At 67.8% G+C, this 14,579-nt stretch carries 14 protein-coding genes; 3 read left to right on the top strand and 11 right to left on the bottom strand.

Going from position 1 to position 14,579, the window contains the following annotated elements:
* Positions 1–5: 5 nt before the first annotated feature.
* Complete coding sequence (locus LV780_RS03545; protein WP_108221671.1) at positions 6–752, bottom strand: alpha/beta hydrolase; 747 nt, start codon at positions 750–752, stop codon at positions 6–8.
* A gap of 153 nt (positions 753–905) precedes the next feature.
* Here LV780_RS03545 and thrS point away from each other — a divergent pair, with 153 nt between their 5' ends.
* Together thrS and LV780_RS03535 are read left to right on the top strand one after the other, a co-directional pair.
* Positions 906–2,846 carry a threonine--tRNA ligase gene (thrS, locus tag LV780_RS03540; protein WP_108221669.1) on the top strand — a complete coding sequence of 647 codons (1,941 nt, stop codon included), beginning with the start codon at positions 906–908 and terminating at the stop codon, positions 2,844–2,846.
* Between the two features lie 496 nt (positions 2,847–3,342).
* The gene (locus tag LV780_RS03535) at positions 3,343–3,549 is read left to right on the top strand and encodes a cold-shock protein (protein WP_002720550.1); all 207 of its coding nucleotides are present in this window, start codon (positions 3,343–3,345) and stop codon (positions 3,547–3,549) included.
* 55 nt (positions 3,550–3,604) lie between these two features.
* Here the strand turns inward: LV780_RS03535 and LV780_RS03530 are convergent, their stop codons facing one another.
* From LV780_RS03530 to LV780_RS03515, 4 genes are all read right to left on the bottom strand, one after another.
* Complete coding sequence (locus tag LV780_RS03530; protein ID WP_011907899.1) at positions 3,605–3,931, bottom strand: arsenate reductase family protein; 327 nt, start codon at positions 3,929–3,931, stop codon at positions 3,605–3,607.
* A 65-nt stretch (positions 3,932–3,996) separates the two neighbouring features.
* Positions 3,997–4,401 carry a DUF2177 family protein gene (locus LV780_RS03525; RefSeq protein WP_011907898.1) on the bottom strand — a complete coding sequence of 135 codons (405 nt, stop codon included), beginning with the start codon at positions 4,399–4,401 and terminating at the stop codon, positions 3,997–3,999.
* A gap of 37 nt (positions 4,402–4,438) precedes the next feature.
* On the bottom strand, positions 4,439–4,918 hold the full coding sequence (locus tag LV780_RS03520) for a dihydrofolate reductase (RefSeq protein WP_108221667.1): 480 nt from the start codon (positions 4,916–4,918) through the stop codon (positions 4,439–4,441).
* Positions 4,918–5,814, bottom strand: coding sequence for a thymidylate synthase (locus tag LV780_RS03515; protein WP_108221665.1), 897 nt, complete (start codon positions 5,812–5,814; stop codon positions 4,918–4,920). Before LV780_RS03515 ends, LV780_RS03520 begins: the two co-directional genes overlap by 1 nt.
* A 206-nt stretch (positions 5,815–6,020) precedes the next feature.
* Between LV780_RS03515 and LV780_RS03510 the strand changes: the two genes are divergently transcribed.
* A complete protein-coding gene (locus tag LV780_RS03510; protein WP_011907895.1) occupies positions 6,021–6,449 on the top strand; it encodes a VOC family protein in 429 nt (142 codons plus the stop codon).
* Positions 6,450–6,485: 36 nt separating this feature from the next.
* Here the strand turns inward: LV780_RS03510 and ribD are convergent, their stop codons facing one another.
* The 6 genes from ribD to LV780_RS03480 all read right to left on the bottom strand — a co-directional run bounded on the left by ribD (position 6,486) and on the right by LV780_RS03480 (position 14,389).
* The gene (gene ribD / locus LV780_RS03505; protein ID WP_108221762.1) at positions 6,486–7,556 is read right to left on the bottom strand and encodes a bifunctional diaminohydroxyphosphoribosylaminopyrimidine deaminase/5-amino-6-(5-phosphoribosylamino)uracil reductase RibD; all 1,071 of its coding nucleotides are present in this window, start codon (positions 7,554–7,556) and stop codon (positions 6,486–6,488) included.
* 14 nt (positions 7,557–7,570) lie between these two features.
* A complete protein-coding gene (gene nrdR / locus LV780_RS03500) occupies positions 7,571–8,038 on the bottom strand; it encodes a transcriptional regulator NrdR (protein ID WP_011907893.1) in 468 nt (155 codons plus the stop codon).
* A gap of 270 nt (positions 8,039–8,308) precedes the next feature.
* On the bottom strand, positions 8,309–8,689 hold the full coding sequence (locus LV780_RS03495; RefSeq protein ID WP_011907892.1) for a hypothetical protein: 381 nt from the start codon (positions 8,687–8,689) through the stop codon (positions 8,309–8,311).
* A gap of 11 nt (positions 8,690–8,700) precedes the next feature.
* Positions 8,701–10,704 carry an RNA polymerase sigma factor RpoD gene (gene rpoD / locus LV780_RS03490; protein WP_011907891.1) on the bottom strand — a complete coding sequence of 668 codons (2,004 nt, stop codon included), beginning with the start codon at positions 10,702–10,704 and terminating at the stop codon, positions 8,701–8,703.
* Positions 10,705–10,845: 141 nt separating this feature from the next.
* Positions 10,846–12,810, bottom strand: coding sequence for a DNA primase (gene dnaG / locus LV780_RS03485; protein WP_108221662.1), 1,965 nt, complete (start codon positions 12,808–12,810; stop codon positions 10,846–10,848).
* A 151-nt stretch (positions 12,811–12,961) separates the two neighbouring features.
* Positions 12,962–14,389, bottom strand: a complete 1,428-nt coding sequence (locus tag LV780_RS03480) for a Glu/Leu/Phe/Val family dehydrogenase (protein WP_101340440.1) — start codon at positions 14,387–14,389, stop codon at positions 12,962–12,964.
* Positions 14,390–14,579: the final 190 nt, after the last annotated feature.

Below are 14,579 nucleotides of genomic sequence, written 5' to 3'. Positions count from 1 at the left end.
GCGGATCACCGGCCGAGAACCTGCCCCACCGCATCCTCGATCATCGTCAGGCATTCGGGCGTCGAGAATCGGTGGTCCGCCCCCTTGACCAGCGTGAGGCGGATGTCCGGCCCCGTCGCATGATCCAGCAGCCGGAGCGCGACCGAGGGCGGAACATCCGTATCCGCGGTGCCCTGCAGCAGCCGCACCGGGAACGGCAGGTCGAGCGGATCGCGCAGCACGAGGCGCCCGCGCCCCTCCTCGATCAGGCGGCGCGTGATGATGTAGGGCTCATCGGAATAGTCCGAAGGCAACGTCACCTGCCCGTCGCGCTGCAACGCCGCGCGTTGCGCCTCGGAAAAGCCTGCCCACATGCTGTCCTCGGTGAAATCGGGGGCTGCGGCAATGCCGACAAGCCCTGCGATCCGCTCCGGCATCGCGCGGGCAAGGAGGAGCGAGATCCACCCGCCCATCGACGAGCCCACCAGAACGAGCGGCCCCGCCAGCAGGCCGCAGGCGGCGCGGGCATCCTCGAACCAGTCGCCGATGGCGCCTTCGAGGAAGGCGCCCTCCGAGGATCCGTGGCCGGAATAATCGAAGCGCAGGAACGCCCTGCCCGTCTGCTCGGCCCAGCGTTGCAGATGCAGCGCCTTCGTCCCCTCCATGTCCGACTTGAAGCCGCCGCAGAAGACCACCGCCGGCCCTTCGCCGTCGGTGAGACGGTAGGCGATGCGGCGATGTTCGGGGGTCACGAGAAAGCTCGGGTCTGGCATGGGGCACCTCCTTTGCGCCCAGCCTTAGCAAAGCCCGCCACAGCAGGCCACCTCGGGTGCGTTGACTTTCCCCGACGTGCGGCGCAGAAGCGGGCGACCATAACCCGCAACCGGGCGCAATCGTAGGCGCCAAACCGACGAGGAGAGCCAGCCATGGCCCAGATTTCCCTCACATTTCCCGACGGCAACGCACGCGAGTTCCCCGCCGGCATCACCCCTGCCGAAGTGGCGGCTTCGATCTCGACCTCGCTCGGGAAGAAGGCGATCTCGGCCAGCGTCGATGGCCGGCACTACGACCTGCAATGGCCCATCGAGGCGGATGCGAAGATCGCCATCCACACCATGGCCGACGAGGCGCAGGCGCTGGAACTGATCCGCCACGACCTCGCCCACATCATGGCCCGCGCGGTGCAGGAGCTGTGGCCCGACGTCAAGGTCACCATCGGCCCGGTCGTCGCGAACGGCTGGTATTACGACTTCGACCGCGAGGAGACCTTCACGCCCGAGGATCTGGGCGCGATCGAGAAGCGGATGAAGGAGATCATCAACGCCCGCGACGCGGTGCGCACCGAGACGTGGGACCGCGACCGCGCCATCGCCCATTACGAGGCGCGCGGCGAGAACTTCAAGGTGGAGCTGGTGCAGGCGATCCCCGCCGACCAGCAGATCCGCATGTATTGGCACGGGAACTGGCAGGACCTCTGCCGTGGCCCGCATCTGCAGCACACGGGCCAGGTTCCGGCGGATGCCTTCAAGCTGATGTCGGTGGCCGGCGCCTACTGGCGCGGCGATTCGAACAACAAGCAGCTCCAGCGCATCTACGGCGTGGCCTTCAAGACCCGCGACGAGCTGAAGGCCTACCTCCACATGCTGGAAGAAGCCGCCAAGCGCGACCACCGCAAGCTGGGAAAGGAGATGGAGCTGTTCCATCTTCAGGAAGAGGCCCCCGGCATGGTGTTCTGGCACCCGAACGGCTGGCAGATCTACCGCACGCTGGAAGACTACATGCGCGGCCGACTGCGGCAGGCGGGCTACAAGGAGATCCGCACCCCGCAGGTGGTGGACCGCAAGCTCTGGGAAGCCTCGGGCCACTGGGAGGCCTACAAGGAGAACATGTTCCTCGTCGAGGTCGAGGAAGAACATGCCAAGGAAAAGCGCATCAACGCGCTGAAGCCGATGAACTGCCCCTGCCATGTGCAGGTCTATAACCAGGGCCTCAAGTCCTACCGCGACCTGCCGCTGCGGCTCGCCGAATTCGGCTCGTGCCACCGCTATGAATCCTCCGGCTCCATGCACGGGCTGATGCGGGTGCGCGGCTTCGTGCAGGATGACGCCCACATCTTCTGCACCGAGGACCAGATCGAGGGCGAATGCGCGGCCTTCATCGAACTCCTGTCCAGCGTCTACAAGGATCTCGGCTTCGACAGTTTCGAGATCAAGCTCTCCACCCGCCCCGAGGTGCGCATCGGTTCGGACGAGGCGTGGGACAAGGTCGAGACCGCGCTCGAGAATGCGATCAAGAAGGTGGGCGCCGCCTATGAGATCGACCCCGGCGAAGGCGCCTTCTACGGGCCGAAGCTCGACTTCAAGCTGACCGACGCGATCGGGCGGAAATGGCAGTGCGGCACCTTCCAGGTCGATCCGAACCTGCCCACCCGCCTCGGCGCCGAATATATCGGCGAGGATGGGGCCAAGCACCGGCCCTACATGCTGCACCGCGCGATCCTCGGCTCTTTCGAGCGGTTCATCGGCATCCTGATCGAGAACTACGCCGGCAAGCTGCCCTTCTGGCTCGCACCGCGGCAGGTGGTGGTGGCCTCGATCGTCTCGGACGCCGATGCCTACGTCGCCGAGGTGGTGGCGGCGCTTCGGGCGCGCGGCGTGCGCGCCGAGGCCGACACCCGGAACGAGAAGATCAACTACAAGGTGCGTGAGCATTCGGTGGGCAAGGTGCCGGTGATCCTCGCCATCGGGATGCAGGAGGTCGAGGGCCGGACCGTCTCGGTCCGCCGCCTCGGCGAGACACGGACAGAGTCGGCGCCCCTCGATCAGGTGGTCGAGAGGCTCGCCACCGACGCCCGCATCCCCGGTTGAATCCCGCCATCGGCGGGATGTCGCTCATCCGCCCCCGGCATCATCCGACCTTGGGATGATGCCGGCCTCATCGGCCAGGGCCTTCCTCCGCCCGGCCGGAGCGATGGCCGGTTCGGGGCGCCGGTGCGCGCCCCGGCTCTTCTGATTGCGGGTTCCCGCAAGGACACGCCTTATCAAGTGATTAAGAGTTCTGCGCCGCATGCCGCGCGGCAGTTGGTCGCGCGGCCTCCGGCGGATTTCTGCCCTTTAATCGAGAGCACGCAAGCCAGATCCGCCAGCGACCGGAAACCAGAAGGCAATTGCTCGCCCTGCGGGCAAATGCTTGTTTCGCACGACTTTTCCTTTGTTGCTTGATTTTCGTTGGCGCTTTGGCATCCTTTCGCACGTGACAACAGACGTTCTGACGCTTTCCTGTTTCCAGGGCGGATGCGGAGAACCTGGATGCACGGCCCGCGGCAATGTCGCCCGGGTGAAGGCTGACGAAGGGAGAGACGGAATGCCGACCGGCACCGTGAAATGGTTCAACAGCACCAAGGGTTTTGGCTTCATTGCGCCGGATGATGGCGGCAAGGACGTGTTCGTCCACATATCGGCGGTGGAACGTGCCGGCCTCAAAGGCCTCAGCGACAACCAGAAGATCGGTTACGAGCTGCAGTCCGGCCGCGATGGCCGCTCCTCTGCGGGCGACCTGCGGCTGCTGTAACGCCAGAGAACGAGCCTGAGACTACAGAGACAGCCTGCCGACCCGTGGGCTGTTCTCATCCCAGAAGCCGCCGCTGCACCCCCGAATCCCATCCCAGAAACAGCCCCTCCTCCGTGCGGATGACCGGACGCTTCATCAGCGTCGGTTGGGCCGCAATCTGGGCCTCGGGTTCCGAAGCCTTCAGCCAGTCCGAAAGCCCGCGCCAGGTGGTGGACTGCCGGTTGACGATCGCATCGCCGAACTCCGTCACCAGTTCCGAGATCTCGCTCTCGCTCAGGGGCCTGGCCCGCACGTCGCGGAATTCGATGCTGTGTCCCGCCGCCTCCAGCGCCTTCAGCGCCTTCTTGCAGGTGTCGCAGGTGGATATGCCGTAGAGGATCATGGAGTGCCCGTGCTCGCGATGTGGGGGCCCAGTGATGCCGGATTTCCGCGCCTGCGCAAGCACCCTCAGATCGGAGCGATCCAACGTGTGACCGCAACGCCCACGCCGGCCGAAACGCCGGTGAGGATGGCGCCCCAGGCCAGATCCACCGCCACCATCGTCGGGTGCCAGTCGCGCAGGATCGTGTAGCTGGTGAATTCGTAGGTGCCATAGGCCACCGCGCCGAGCACCGCGCCCGCAATCAGCGCCTGCATCGCCGATCCCTCGCGCAGCGCGGGCCAGGAGACGAGCCAGATCAGCCCCGCGATGTAGCCGACATAGAAGATCGCCGCGGGCAGCATCCGCGGGCTTTCGAGCATCAAGGGCCCGATATGGGCCTCAAACAGCGGCTTCATAACGCGCGACAGCATCAGCGCGTCGAGCCCGAGAAAGACAAGGCCGGTGACGATGGCAAGGACGGCGAGACTCATGCGGCGACTCCTGTGCGGGTGGTGAACCCGCCCAGTATCAGCGCCGCCGCAGGTATTCGTAAAGCACGCAGGCGGGCGACGCAGCCCGCAGCTCGATCCGGGCGGCGCAGACCCACTCCGACGGATCGAACTCGGGGAAGAAGGTATCCGCCCCCTCGACCTCCAGATCGACCTCGGTCACGAGCAGCCGGTCGGCGATCGGCAAGTGGGCCGAAAAGACCCGCGCCCCGCCGATCGAATAGATCCGGGCATGGCCCGCCGCCCGCGCCGCGGGAATGGCCGCGTCGAACGAGGTGAAGAGCGCCTCGCCCTCCAGCTTCCGCGAGGTGACCACGATGTTCAGCCGCCGTGGCAACGGCCTCTTCGGCAGGCTCTCCCAGGTGCGCCGCCCCATGATGAGGGCGCCGCCCAGGGTCTCGCGCTGGAAAAAGGCCAGATCCTCCGGCGCGTGCCAGGGGATCGTGCCGTCCTTGCCGATCGCGCCGCCCTTCGCGCGGGCCACCACCAGCGTCAGCATCAGACCGCCACCTCCGCCGCAATCGCCGGATGGGGCTCGTAGCCCTCCACCGCGAAATCCTCGATCCGATAGTCGTCGATGCTCTCCGCCCGACGCACCAGCCGCATCCGCGGCCAGTCCCGCGGCGCCCTCGAGATCTGCTCGCGCGCCTGCTCGAGATGGTTCAGATAGAGATGCGTGTCGCCCCCGACCCAGACCAGCTCTCCGGGCAGGAGGTCCGCCTGCTGCGCGATCATCAGCTGCAGCGCCGCCGCGCCGACGAAGTTGAACGGCGCCCCCAGGAGCAGATCCACCGACCGCTGGTAGAGCAGCGCATTCAGCCGCCCGTCCGAGGTGACGTGATACTGATAGACCATGTGACAGGGCGGCAGCGCCATCTGCCCCACCTCGGCCACATTCCAGGCGTGGAACAGCATCCGTCGGCTTGCCGGATTGGTCCGCAGCGTCTCGATCAGTCCCGCGATCTGGTCATGCTCGCGCCCGTCCGGCCCGAGCCAATGCCGCCACTGCTTGCCATAGACGGGCCCGAGATCGCCCCAACGGGCAGCAAACCCTTCATCCGCCACGATCCGGGCCTCGAACTCGGCCTGGCCAATCTCCTCGCCCGTCGCGCGCCGATAGGCCGCCAGCGGCCAGTCGGTCCAGATCCGCACATTCTGTTGCAGCAGCGGCCGGATGTTCGTGCCGCCGGTGAGGAACCACAGCATCTCCTTCACCGCGGTCTTCCAGTAAACCTTCTTCGTGGTCAGGATCGGCGCCGCGCCCTTCGACAGGTCGAACCGCAGCATCGCTCCGAACAGCGAAAGCGTGCCCACGCCGGTCCGGTCCACCCGCCGGTCGCCGCGCGCAAGCACCTGCGCCAGAAGATCGAGATAATGCTGCTCCGGATGCGCCACGCCGGTCCTCCCTGTCCCGCCCCTGCCATTTTCACTCTGCGAAAATATCCCGGGGGTCCGGGGGCAGAGCCCCCGGCGGTTGCTACCAGACCGCCGCCCGCCATGCCAGTCGGTTTACCGGCCGACCATCGCACCTGCCTCCTGCCCACGGTTTCCTTCCCGCCGCAATCTGGCTAGCCTGCCCCCAAAACATGAAAGGGAACCACATGCAGGTCAAATATCTCCACACCATGGTCCGCGTCCTCGACCTCGAGAAGAGCATGGAGTTCTTCCGCCTTCTCGGGCTGGAGGAAACACGCCGCACCGAGAGCGAGAAGGGCCGCTTCACCCTCGTCTTCATGGCGCCGCCCGGACAGCCCGAATGCCCGGTCGAGCTCACCTACAACTGGGACGGCGACGAGGGCCTGCCCTCCGACAGCCGCCATTTCGGCCATCTCGCCTATGCGGTCGAGGATATCTACGACATGTGCGCCCGGCTGCAGGCGGCGGGTGTCACGATCAACCGCCCCCCGCGCGACGGCCACATGGCCTTCGTCCGCAGCCCCGACAACATCTCGATCGAACTGCTGCAGATGGGCGATGCGCTGCCCCCGGCCGAGCCCTGGGCCTCGATGCCGAACACCGGCCACTGGTAAGGCCTGCGCCTTCGAGGACTGCCCGGCGGGCAGTCCTCAGAGCGGCCGCCAGCGCGCCAGAAGATCCACGCCCACCGTCTCGACCGAGGCCAGCCGGAAGGCCGGCGCTCCGGCAAGCTGCGCCAGCCGCAAGGGCCCCATCGCGCCGCGTCCCTCCTCGCCGATCAGCTTGCCGGCCGTAAAGGACACAAGCTCGTCGCAGAGGCCGGCCCGCACCAGGGCCGCGCCGAGCCGCGCGCCCCCCTCGCAGAAGATGCGCGTCAGCCCTTCGGACGCCAGGCGCCGCATCACCGCGGCCGGATCGAGCCCGTCCGGCCCCGCCTCGCATTCGAGCAGGAGCGCACCCGCCGCCCGCCAGCCGGCCCGCGCGGCTTCGGGCGCATCCGGCCCGTGGCAGAGCCAGACCGGCACATGCCGCGCGGTCCGCCCCAGGCGGCTGTCGCAGGAATGGCGCAGGAGGCTGTCCACCACGATCCGCACCGGCTGGTGCGCCGCCCCCAGGTCTCGCACGGAGAGGTCGGGGTCGTCGGCCAGCGCCGTTCCCACGCCCACCATCACCGCATCATGCCGCATTCGCATCGCATGAACGGCCCGCCGCGCATGCGCCCCCGTGATCCAGCGGCTCTCGCCCGAGGCGGTGGCGATGCGCCCATCGACGCTCGCCGCCAGCTTCAGCGTGACGAAGGGCAGCCCAAGGGTCACGCGCTTCAGGAACCCCGCGTTGGCCGCGCGCGCCTCCGCCTCGAGAACACCTTCGGTCACGGCAATTCCCGCCGCCCGCAGCAGGGCGTGCCCGCGGCCCGCAACGCGCGGATCGGGATCGCCGGCGGCCGTCACCACACGGGCGACCCCGGCGGCGGCAAGCGCCTCGGCGCAGGGCGGCGTCCGCCCATGATGCGCGCAGGGCTCGAGCGTGACATAGGCCGTGGCCCCCAACGCCGCGACCCCGGCCTCGGCCAGCGCCACAGGCTCGGCGTGGGGGCGCCCGCCGGGACGGGTCCAGCCGCGGCCCACCACGCGCCCCGCCTTCACGATCACGCAGCCCACCGCCGGGTTGGGCCAGGTCCGCCCGAGGCCCCGCGCGCCCAGCCGCAGCGCATGGGCCATGTGGTCGGCGTCGGTCACTCTTCCGCGGGGGCGGTGGGACGCAGCTCGGACACGAACTTGTCGAAATCGTCCGCCGCCTGGAAGTTCTTGTAAACGCTCGCAAAGCGAACGTAGGCGACCGTGTCGATCCGCGCGAGGCTCTCCATCACGATCTCGCCGATCACCTTCGAAGGGATGTCGGTGTCGCCCAGGCTCTCCAGCCGCCGCACGATGCCCGAGATCATCTGGTCGATCCGCTCGGGCTCGATCGGGCGCTTCTGCATCGCGATGCGGATCGAACGTTCCAGCTTGGTGCGATCGAAATCCTCGCGTTTGCCCGAGGATTTGATCACGACGAGATCGCGCAGCTGCACCCGCTCGTAGGTCGTGAACCGGCCGCCGCAGGCCGGGCAGAAGCGGCGGCGGCGGATCGAGACATGATCCTCGGCCGGGCGGCTGTCTTTCACTTGCGTGTCGATGTTTCCGCAGAACGGGCAGCGCATCGCCTCTCCCTCATGCCTCAGGTCGGGGGCGCAGGCCCCGGAGATCAGATCCGGGGGGTGCCCCTCTCGTTATCCACAAGACCATAGCCAGAGGCCGAGGGGTTGCACAGCGGAAATCTCAAACCCCCAGATGAGGGACGCGGGCTGTGGCGCAGGAGACTCAGGCGGCCGGATCGAAGGGTCCTGCCGGCGCGCGTGGACGGGCTGGCACCCGGAAATGAAAAGGGCCGGCGCATCGGCCGACCCTCGGACTCATCCTGTCAGGGGCGATCAATCGTTGATCGGCGGGTCCTTCCGGCAGAGGGTGCGGGCGTGGATCGCGCTGAGCGACGCATCCTCGGAGCCCAGGATGAAGAGGCCGGTCTTGCTGGCCGCACCCTCAGGCGACAGGCCAAAACGCACGCCCTCGCCCTGCCGCCGCGGCGGCTCGGACAGGCGCCAGATCCGGGTCGTCGGCGCAAGGCCCATCGCCATCACATAATCCCCCGCCGCGCACCAGCTTTCGCCCGGCCCCTGCCCCGGGCTGCCCACAACCAGAAAGCTGCCGCCGCTTTCGGCCCGGACCTGCAGACCGTTCTGCGCGATGTAGGCCGCCGCCGGCCCTGCAAGGGCCAGCGCGGCGACAGAGGCAATCACGAGATGACGGATCATGGAACCGCTCCTTACTGGTCGAGGAAGCTTCGCAGCTTGCGGCTGCGGCTGGGATGCTTCAGCTTGCGCAGCGCCTTGGCCTCGATCTGGCGGATGCGCTCGCGCGTGACCGAGAACTGCTGGCCCACCTCTTCGAGTGTGTGGTCGGTGTTCATGCCGATGCCGAAGCGCATCCGCAGGACCCGCTCTTCCCGCGGGGTGAGCGAAGCCAGAACCCGCGTCGTCGTCTCCTTCAGGTTCTCCTGAATGGCGCTGTCGAGCGGCAGGATCGCGTTCTTGTCCTCGATGAAATCACCGAGCTGGCTGTCTTCCTCGTCGCCGATCGGCGTCTCGAGCGAGATCGGCTCCTTGGCGATCTTCATCACCTTGCGAACCTTCTCGAGCGGCATCTGCAGCTTTTCCGCCAGTTCTTCCGGCGTCGGTTCCCGGCCGATCTCGTGCAGCATCTGGCGCCCCGTCCGCACCAGCTTGTTGATCGTCTCGATCATGTGGACCGGGATGCGGATCGTCCGCGCCTGGTCGGCGATCGAGCGGGTGATCGCCTGCCGGATCCACCAGGTCGCATAAGTCGAGAACTTGTAGCCGCGGCGATACTCGAACTTGTCCACCGCCTTCATCAGGCCGATGTTGCCTTCCTGAATGAGGTCCAGGAACTGCAGCCCGCGGTTGGTGTATTTCTTGGCGATCGAGATCACGAGGCGCAGGTTCGCCTCGACCATCTCCTTCTTGGCCTGCCGGGCTTCCTTCTCGCCCTTCTGGACCTGGTTCACGATGCGGCGGAACTCGCTGATGTCCACGCCGACATACTGGCCGACCTGCGCCATGTCGCCCCGCAGATCCTCGACCTTGTCGCGGCTCTTCTCCATCAGGGTCTGCCAGCCGCGCCCCGACTTCTGCGCCATCCGTTCGGCCCAGGTCGGATCCAGCTCGTAGCCCTGATATTCCTCGATGAATTCGCGGCGGTTGATGCGAGCGGCGTCGGCCAGTTTCACCATGGCCGAGTTGATCGACATGATCTTGCGGTTGATCCCGTAGAGCTGGTCGATCAGCGCCTCGATCCGGTTGTTGTGCAGGTGAAGCTCGTTCACCAGCAGCACGATTTCCGAGCGCAGCTTCTGGTAGGCGGCCTCATCCTCGGGGTTGAAGCGGATATTGTCGTTCAGCGTGGCCGACATCCGCTTGGTCTGCATCTCGGCCAGCGTCGCGTAGTCGCGCGCGATCAGTTCGAGCGTTTCCAGCACGCGCGGCTTCAGCGCCGCTTCCATCGCGGCGAGCGACATGGCCGAAGCCTCGTCGTCCTCGTCCTCCTCCTCGGCGCGGCTGATCGGATTGCCGTCGGCATCGAGTTCGGGCTCGGAGGCGTTCGTGCGGCGCGGCGCGGGGGACGGGGCCGCGGCGGTCACCTCGACTTCCTCGATCTCGGGCCCGTCCAGGTCGTCATCCCCGTCGAGCGAGCGCCCGAAGGTCGCCTCGAGGTCGATCACGTCGCGCAGCAGGATGTCCTCGGACAGAAGCTCGTCGCGCCAGATCGTGATGGCCTGGAAGGTCAGTGGGCTCTCGCACAGGCCCGCGATCATCGTGTTGCGGCCGGCCTCGATGCGCTTGGCGATGGCGATCTCGCCCTCGCGGCTCAGAAGCTCCACCGACCCCATCTCACGCAGATACATCCGCACCGGATCGTCCGTCCGGTCGAGCGTCTCGCCCTGCGTTCCGGCCACGGCGATCTCGCGCGAGCCCGAGCCCTGCTCGACCAGCTCGCCCGCCGGCTCGCCCTCCTCGGCTTCCTCGTTCTCGATGACGTTGATGCCCATCTCCGAGAGCATCGCCATCACGTCCTCGATCTGCTCGGACGAGACCTGATCCTGCGGCAGGACGGTGTTGAGCTGGTCGTAGGTGATGTAGCCGCGCTCACGCGCCTCCGCGATCATCCGTTTGACGGCGGCCTGGCTCATGTCCAGCGAGGTTTCGGCGTCCTGATCCTCGGGTTTGCCGTCGTCAGTGTCTTTGACTGCCATGGATGCTCCTCAGAAGCGCGGAGGGTGGTCTTGCCGAAGCGAAAGTCGAATCGTCGGGACGATATAGCGAATCAATAGCTCGAATCACAGGTGGGGGAAGCGCACGGGCCGCAGTTTTTACGGCCGCGCCGAGTCGGGGCCCTATCGGTGCCTCGTCCGGCCGCCACGGGAAAAATCGATCTGGTCGAAAGACTTCTTCATGTATTCCACTTCGTCCCTGTTCAGTTCGACCCCGTTGGGCGCGATGATGACCTCCGGCCCGGCCTGGGCGGGACCACGTGCCGCATCGAATCGCGCGCGGTTGATCTGGTCGATCCGCCATGTGAGGCTTTCGTCCGGCAGGCCGTTGATGTCCTCGAGCGCCTCCTCGATCTCGCGCCGGGCGGCGATGCGGGCGGCCTTCTTGGCCAGCGCCTCGCGCACGCATTGTTCGGCCAGATCGTCCTCGTCGCCCTCCCGCGCACCGGGCGCTATGCGCAGGTGGCTCTCCGACAGGAGCTTTTCAAGCCCCTCTCCCGCCTCCGCTGCGATCCGCGCGCGCAGGTCGCGCACCTCCACCCCCGGAAGGGCGTGGCGCATCAGGGACCGCCACACCTGCCGGTGGCCCTCGCCCAGAAAGTCCACCGCCTCGATCCCGGCCTCGAATCGCGCAACCAGCCCCGGATGCGTCACCAGCGCGGCCAGCAGCACGGCCTCCTGCAACTGCTCCTCCGCCGCCTCGCTCGCCGCCCGCGCCAGCAGCGAGTTGCGCGCGACCGAGACCTGCATCCCGGCCCCGGCCTCGCGGCGCCCGCCCCGATGAAAGGCCCGCCGCGGCGTGGCGCTGCCGAAGAGATCCATCCGCAGCCGGTTCAGCTCGTCGCCGTAGTGCCGCCGGATCGTCGGGTCCGCGATCCGCTGCACCGCCGCCCGCAGCCGCTTGTCCAGCGCGGCCCGCCGCTCGGGGCTGTCGAAGATCTGCCCTTCGGTCTCGCGCCGCCAGAGCAGGCTCACCATCGGCTGCGCGCCCTCGATCACGCGCGCCATGGCCGCGGCCCCCTCCGAGCGGATGAGATCGTCGGGATCGAGCCCCGGCGGCAGCACCGCAAAGCGCAGCCCCTGCCCCGCCTCCAGCAGTGGCAGCGCCAGATCCACCACCCGCAGCGCCGCCCGCAGGCCCGCCGCATCCCCGTCGAGCGCGATCACCGGCTCGGAATGGATGCGCCACATCAGGCGCAGCTGATCCTCGGTGACCGCCGTCCCGAGCGGCGCCACAGTGGCCCCGAAGCCCGCCTCCGAGAGCGCGATCACATCCATGTAGCCCTCGGCCACCACGAGCGGCTGGCCCTTGCCCGCCGCCTCGCGCGCCGGCCCGATGTTGTAGAGGTTTCGCCCCTTGTCGAAGAGCGGCGTCTCGGGCCCGTTGAGATATTTCGCCCGCGCCGCCGGATCCATCGCCCGCCCGCCGAGGCTGATCGCCCGCCCGCGCGCGTCCCGGATCGGAAAGATGATGCGGTTGCGAAAGCGGTCATAGGGCGCGCCGCCATCCTCGGGCCGGGCGCAGAGCCCCGCCTCGACCAGCAGTTCCGCCGCAATCCCCTTGCCGGTCAGGGCCTGGAACAGGGCCTGCCGCCCGTCGGGCGCGAAACCGATCCCGAACCGCTCCTGCCCCTCATTCGAGAGGCGGCGCCGCACCAGATAGTCGCGGGCCGCCGAGGCCGCCCCGGTGCGCAGCTGGAGACGGTAGAACTTCACCGCCTCCTCCATCGCCTCGGCCAGCTGGCTTCGCCGGTCCGCCTTCTCCGCCGCCCGCGGATCGCGGGCCGGCATCGTCATCCCCGCCTCCCGCGCGAGGATCTCGACGGCCTCCATGAAGCCCACGTTCTCGGTTTCCTTCACGAAGCCGATGGCATCGCCCTTCGCATGGCAGCCGAAGCAGTAGTAGAAGCCCTTGCGGTCATCGACGTGAAAGCTCGCCGACTTCTCCTGATGGAACGGACACGGCGCCCAGAAGTCGCCCCTGCCCTGGTTCGACTTGCGCAGATCCCATGTCACCTTGCGCCCGACCACCTGCGAGAGCGGGACGCGGTTGCGCAGTTCGTCGAGGAATCCGGGTGGCAGGCTCATGCTCCGGTTATCGTGCCGCCCGGCCCCCGAGTCCAGCAGCCACCGACAGCGCCCCCCTTGCGAGCGCCGCCACCGACCGGCGCCGCGCCCGCCCACTTCATTCTGGCCCAAATATCCCGGGGGGGGTGGGGGCAGCGCCCCCACCCTTAACTTACAGCCCCTTCGACCGATAGGTCGCCGCCACGCGCCGGATCGCCACGATATAGGCGGCCACCCGCAGATCCTCGACCCCGTCGCCCCCGTGCCAGACCTCGCGCATCGACTGGTAGGCGATGCGCATCGCATCATCGAGCCCCGAGCGCACCAGCGCCAGTTCGTCCGAGCCCTGCATGAACTTCTCCTTGAAATCCGGCGCCAGCTGCCAGCCCAGCCCCTGATCGGCCGAGAGCCGCTCCAGCTCCTCGACAAGCGCCCGGCTCCGCGCCTCCTCGGCGCGGCGCTGCATCCGGCCGAAGCGGATGTGGCTGAGGTTCTTCACCCACTCGAAGTAGGAGACCGTCACGCCGCCGGCGTTTGCATAGAGGTCGGGGATGATGACCGTCCCCTTCTGCCGCAGGATCTCGTCCGCGCCGAACGTCACCGGCCCGTTGGCGGCCTCGATGATCAGCGGCGCCTTGATCCGGGCGGCGTTGTCGCGGGTGATCACGCCCTCCATGGCCGCGGGCATGAGGATGTCGCACTCCTCCTCCAGCACCGCGCCGCCCTCTTCGGTGAAGTCGGCATGCGCAAAGCCCCGGATCGAGCCGGTCTTGAGCATCCAGTGGCGGAGTTCCTCGATCGGGATGCCCGCCGGGTTCACCAGCGCCCCGTCGCGCTCGATCACGGCCACGACCTTCGCCCCGTCCTCTTCCGAGAGGAACTTGGCCGCATGGTAGCCCACGTTGCCAAGCCCCTGCACGATCACCCGCTTTCCCTCGAGATCGCCCGAAAGGCCGGCGCGCGCCTTGTCGTCCGCGTGCCGGAAGAATTCGCGAAGCGCGAACTGCACGCCCCGGCCCGTCGCCTCGACCCGGCCATGAATGCCGCCCGCATTGATCGGCTTGCCGGTCACGCAGGCGCGCGCGTTGATGTCGGTGGTGTTCATCCGCGCATACTGGTCGGCAATCCAGGCCATCTCGCGCTCGCCCGTTCCCATGTCCGGGGCGGGCACGTTCTGCGCGGGATGGATCAGGTCGCGCTTGGCCAGTTCGTAGGCGAAGCGGCGGGTGATCTGCTCGAGTTCATGCTCGTCCCATTCGCGCGGGTCGATGCAGAGCCCGCCCTTCGAGCCGCCGAAGGGCGTCTCGACCAGCGCGCATTTGTAGGTCATCAGCGCGGCCAGCGCCTCCACCTCGTCCTGGCTCACCGAGAGCGAGTAGCGGATCCCGCCCTTCACCGGCTCCATATGCTCGGAATGGACCGAGCGGTATCCGGTGAAGGTGAAGATCTTGCCCCGCAGCCGCACCCCGAAGCGCACGGTGTAGGTCGAGTTGCAGACCCGGATCTTCTCCTCGAGGCCAGGCGACAGATCCATGAGCGCCACCGCGCGATTGAACATCAGATCGACGGATTCGCGGAAACCGGGTTCTGCGACATGCATGGTATGCCTCCTCCTCGCATCGGGCGCGGCGTGCGCCCGGGGTGCAAGCTAGTCCGCCCCGGCCCGGTCGTCACCTCCTTCGGCAGCCAAAGCGATTCGCCGGCCCGGCGCCGGCGCCTTTCGCAGGCGTCCGGGCCCGCGGAACGCGGAACAATCCACAGGCCGGCCGCGGCACCGTTTCCGGCAGCCG

The sequence above is a fragment of the Cereibacter azotoformans genome (assembly GCF_021391315.1).
In the GTDB taxonomy this organism is placed as follows: Bacteria; Pseudomonadota; Alphaproteobacteria; order Rhodobacterales; family Rhodobacteraceae; genus Cereibacter_A; species Cereibacter_A azotoformans.
The sequence above is the reverse complement of the archived record's forward strand: the minus strand, read 5'-3'. Positions and strand labels throughout refer to the sequence as shown.

Excerpts from the sequence above, each read along its gene's own strand:
- LV780_RS03545 (WP_108221671.1), bottom strand. The coding sequence starts at position 752 with ATGCCAGACCCGAGCTTTCTCGTGACCCCCGAACATCGCCGCATCGCC.
- thrS (WP_108221669.1), top strand. The coding sequence starts at position 906 with ATGGCCCAGATTTCCCTCACATTTCCCGACGGCAACGCACGCGAGTTC.
- LV780_RS03535 (WP_002720550.1), top strand. The coding sequence starts at position 3,343 with ATGCCGACCGGCACCGTGAAATGGTTCAACAGCACCAAGGGTTTTGGC.
- LV780_RS03530 (WP_011907899.1), bottom strand. The coding sequence starts at position 3,931 with ATGATCCTCTACGGCATATCCACCTGCGACACCTGCAAGAAGGCGCTG.
- LV780_RS03525 (WP_011907898.1), bottom strand. The coding sequence starts at position 4,401 with ATGAGTCTCGCCGTCCTTGCCATCGTCACCGGCCTTGTCTTTCTCGGG.
- LV780_RS03520 (WP_108221667.1), bottom strand. The coding sequence starts at position 4,918 with ATGCTGACGCTGGTGGTGGCCCGCGCGAAGGGCGGCGCGATCGGCAAG.
- LV780_RS03510 (WP_011907895.1), top strand. The coding sequence starts at position 6,021 with ATGCAGGTCAAATATCTCCACACCATGGTCCGCGTCCTCGACCTCGAG.
- ribD (WP_108221762.1), bottom strand. The coding sequence starts at position 7,556 with ATGGCCCATGCGCTGCGGCTGGGCGCGCGGGGCCTCGGGCGGACCTGG.
- nrdR (WP_011907893.1), bottom strand. The coding sequence starts at position 8,038 with ATGCGCTGCCCGTTCTGCGGAAACATCGACACGCAAGTGAAAGACAGC.
- LV780_RS03495 (WP_011907892.1), bottom strand. The coding sequence starts at position 8,689 with ATGATCCGTCATCTCGTGATTGCCTCTGTCGCCGCGCTGGCCCTTGCA.
- rpoD (WP_011907891.1), bottom strand. The coding sequence starts at position 10,704 with ATGGCAGTCAAAGACACTGACGACGGCAAACCCGAGGATCAGGACGCC.
- dnaG (WP_108221662.1), bottom strand. The coding sequence starts at position 12,810 with ATGAGCCTGCCACCCGGATTCCTCGACGAACTGCGCAACCGCGTCCCG.
- LV780_RS03480 (WP_101340440.1), bottom strand. The coding sequence starts at position 14,389 with ATGCATGTCGCAGAACCCGGTTTCCGCGAATCCGTCGATCTGATGTTC.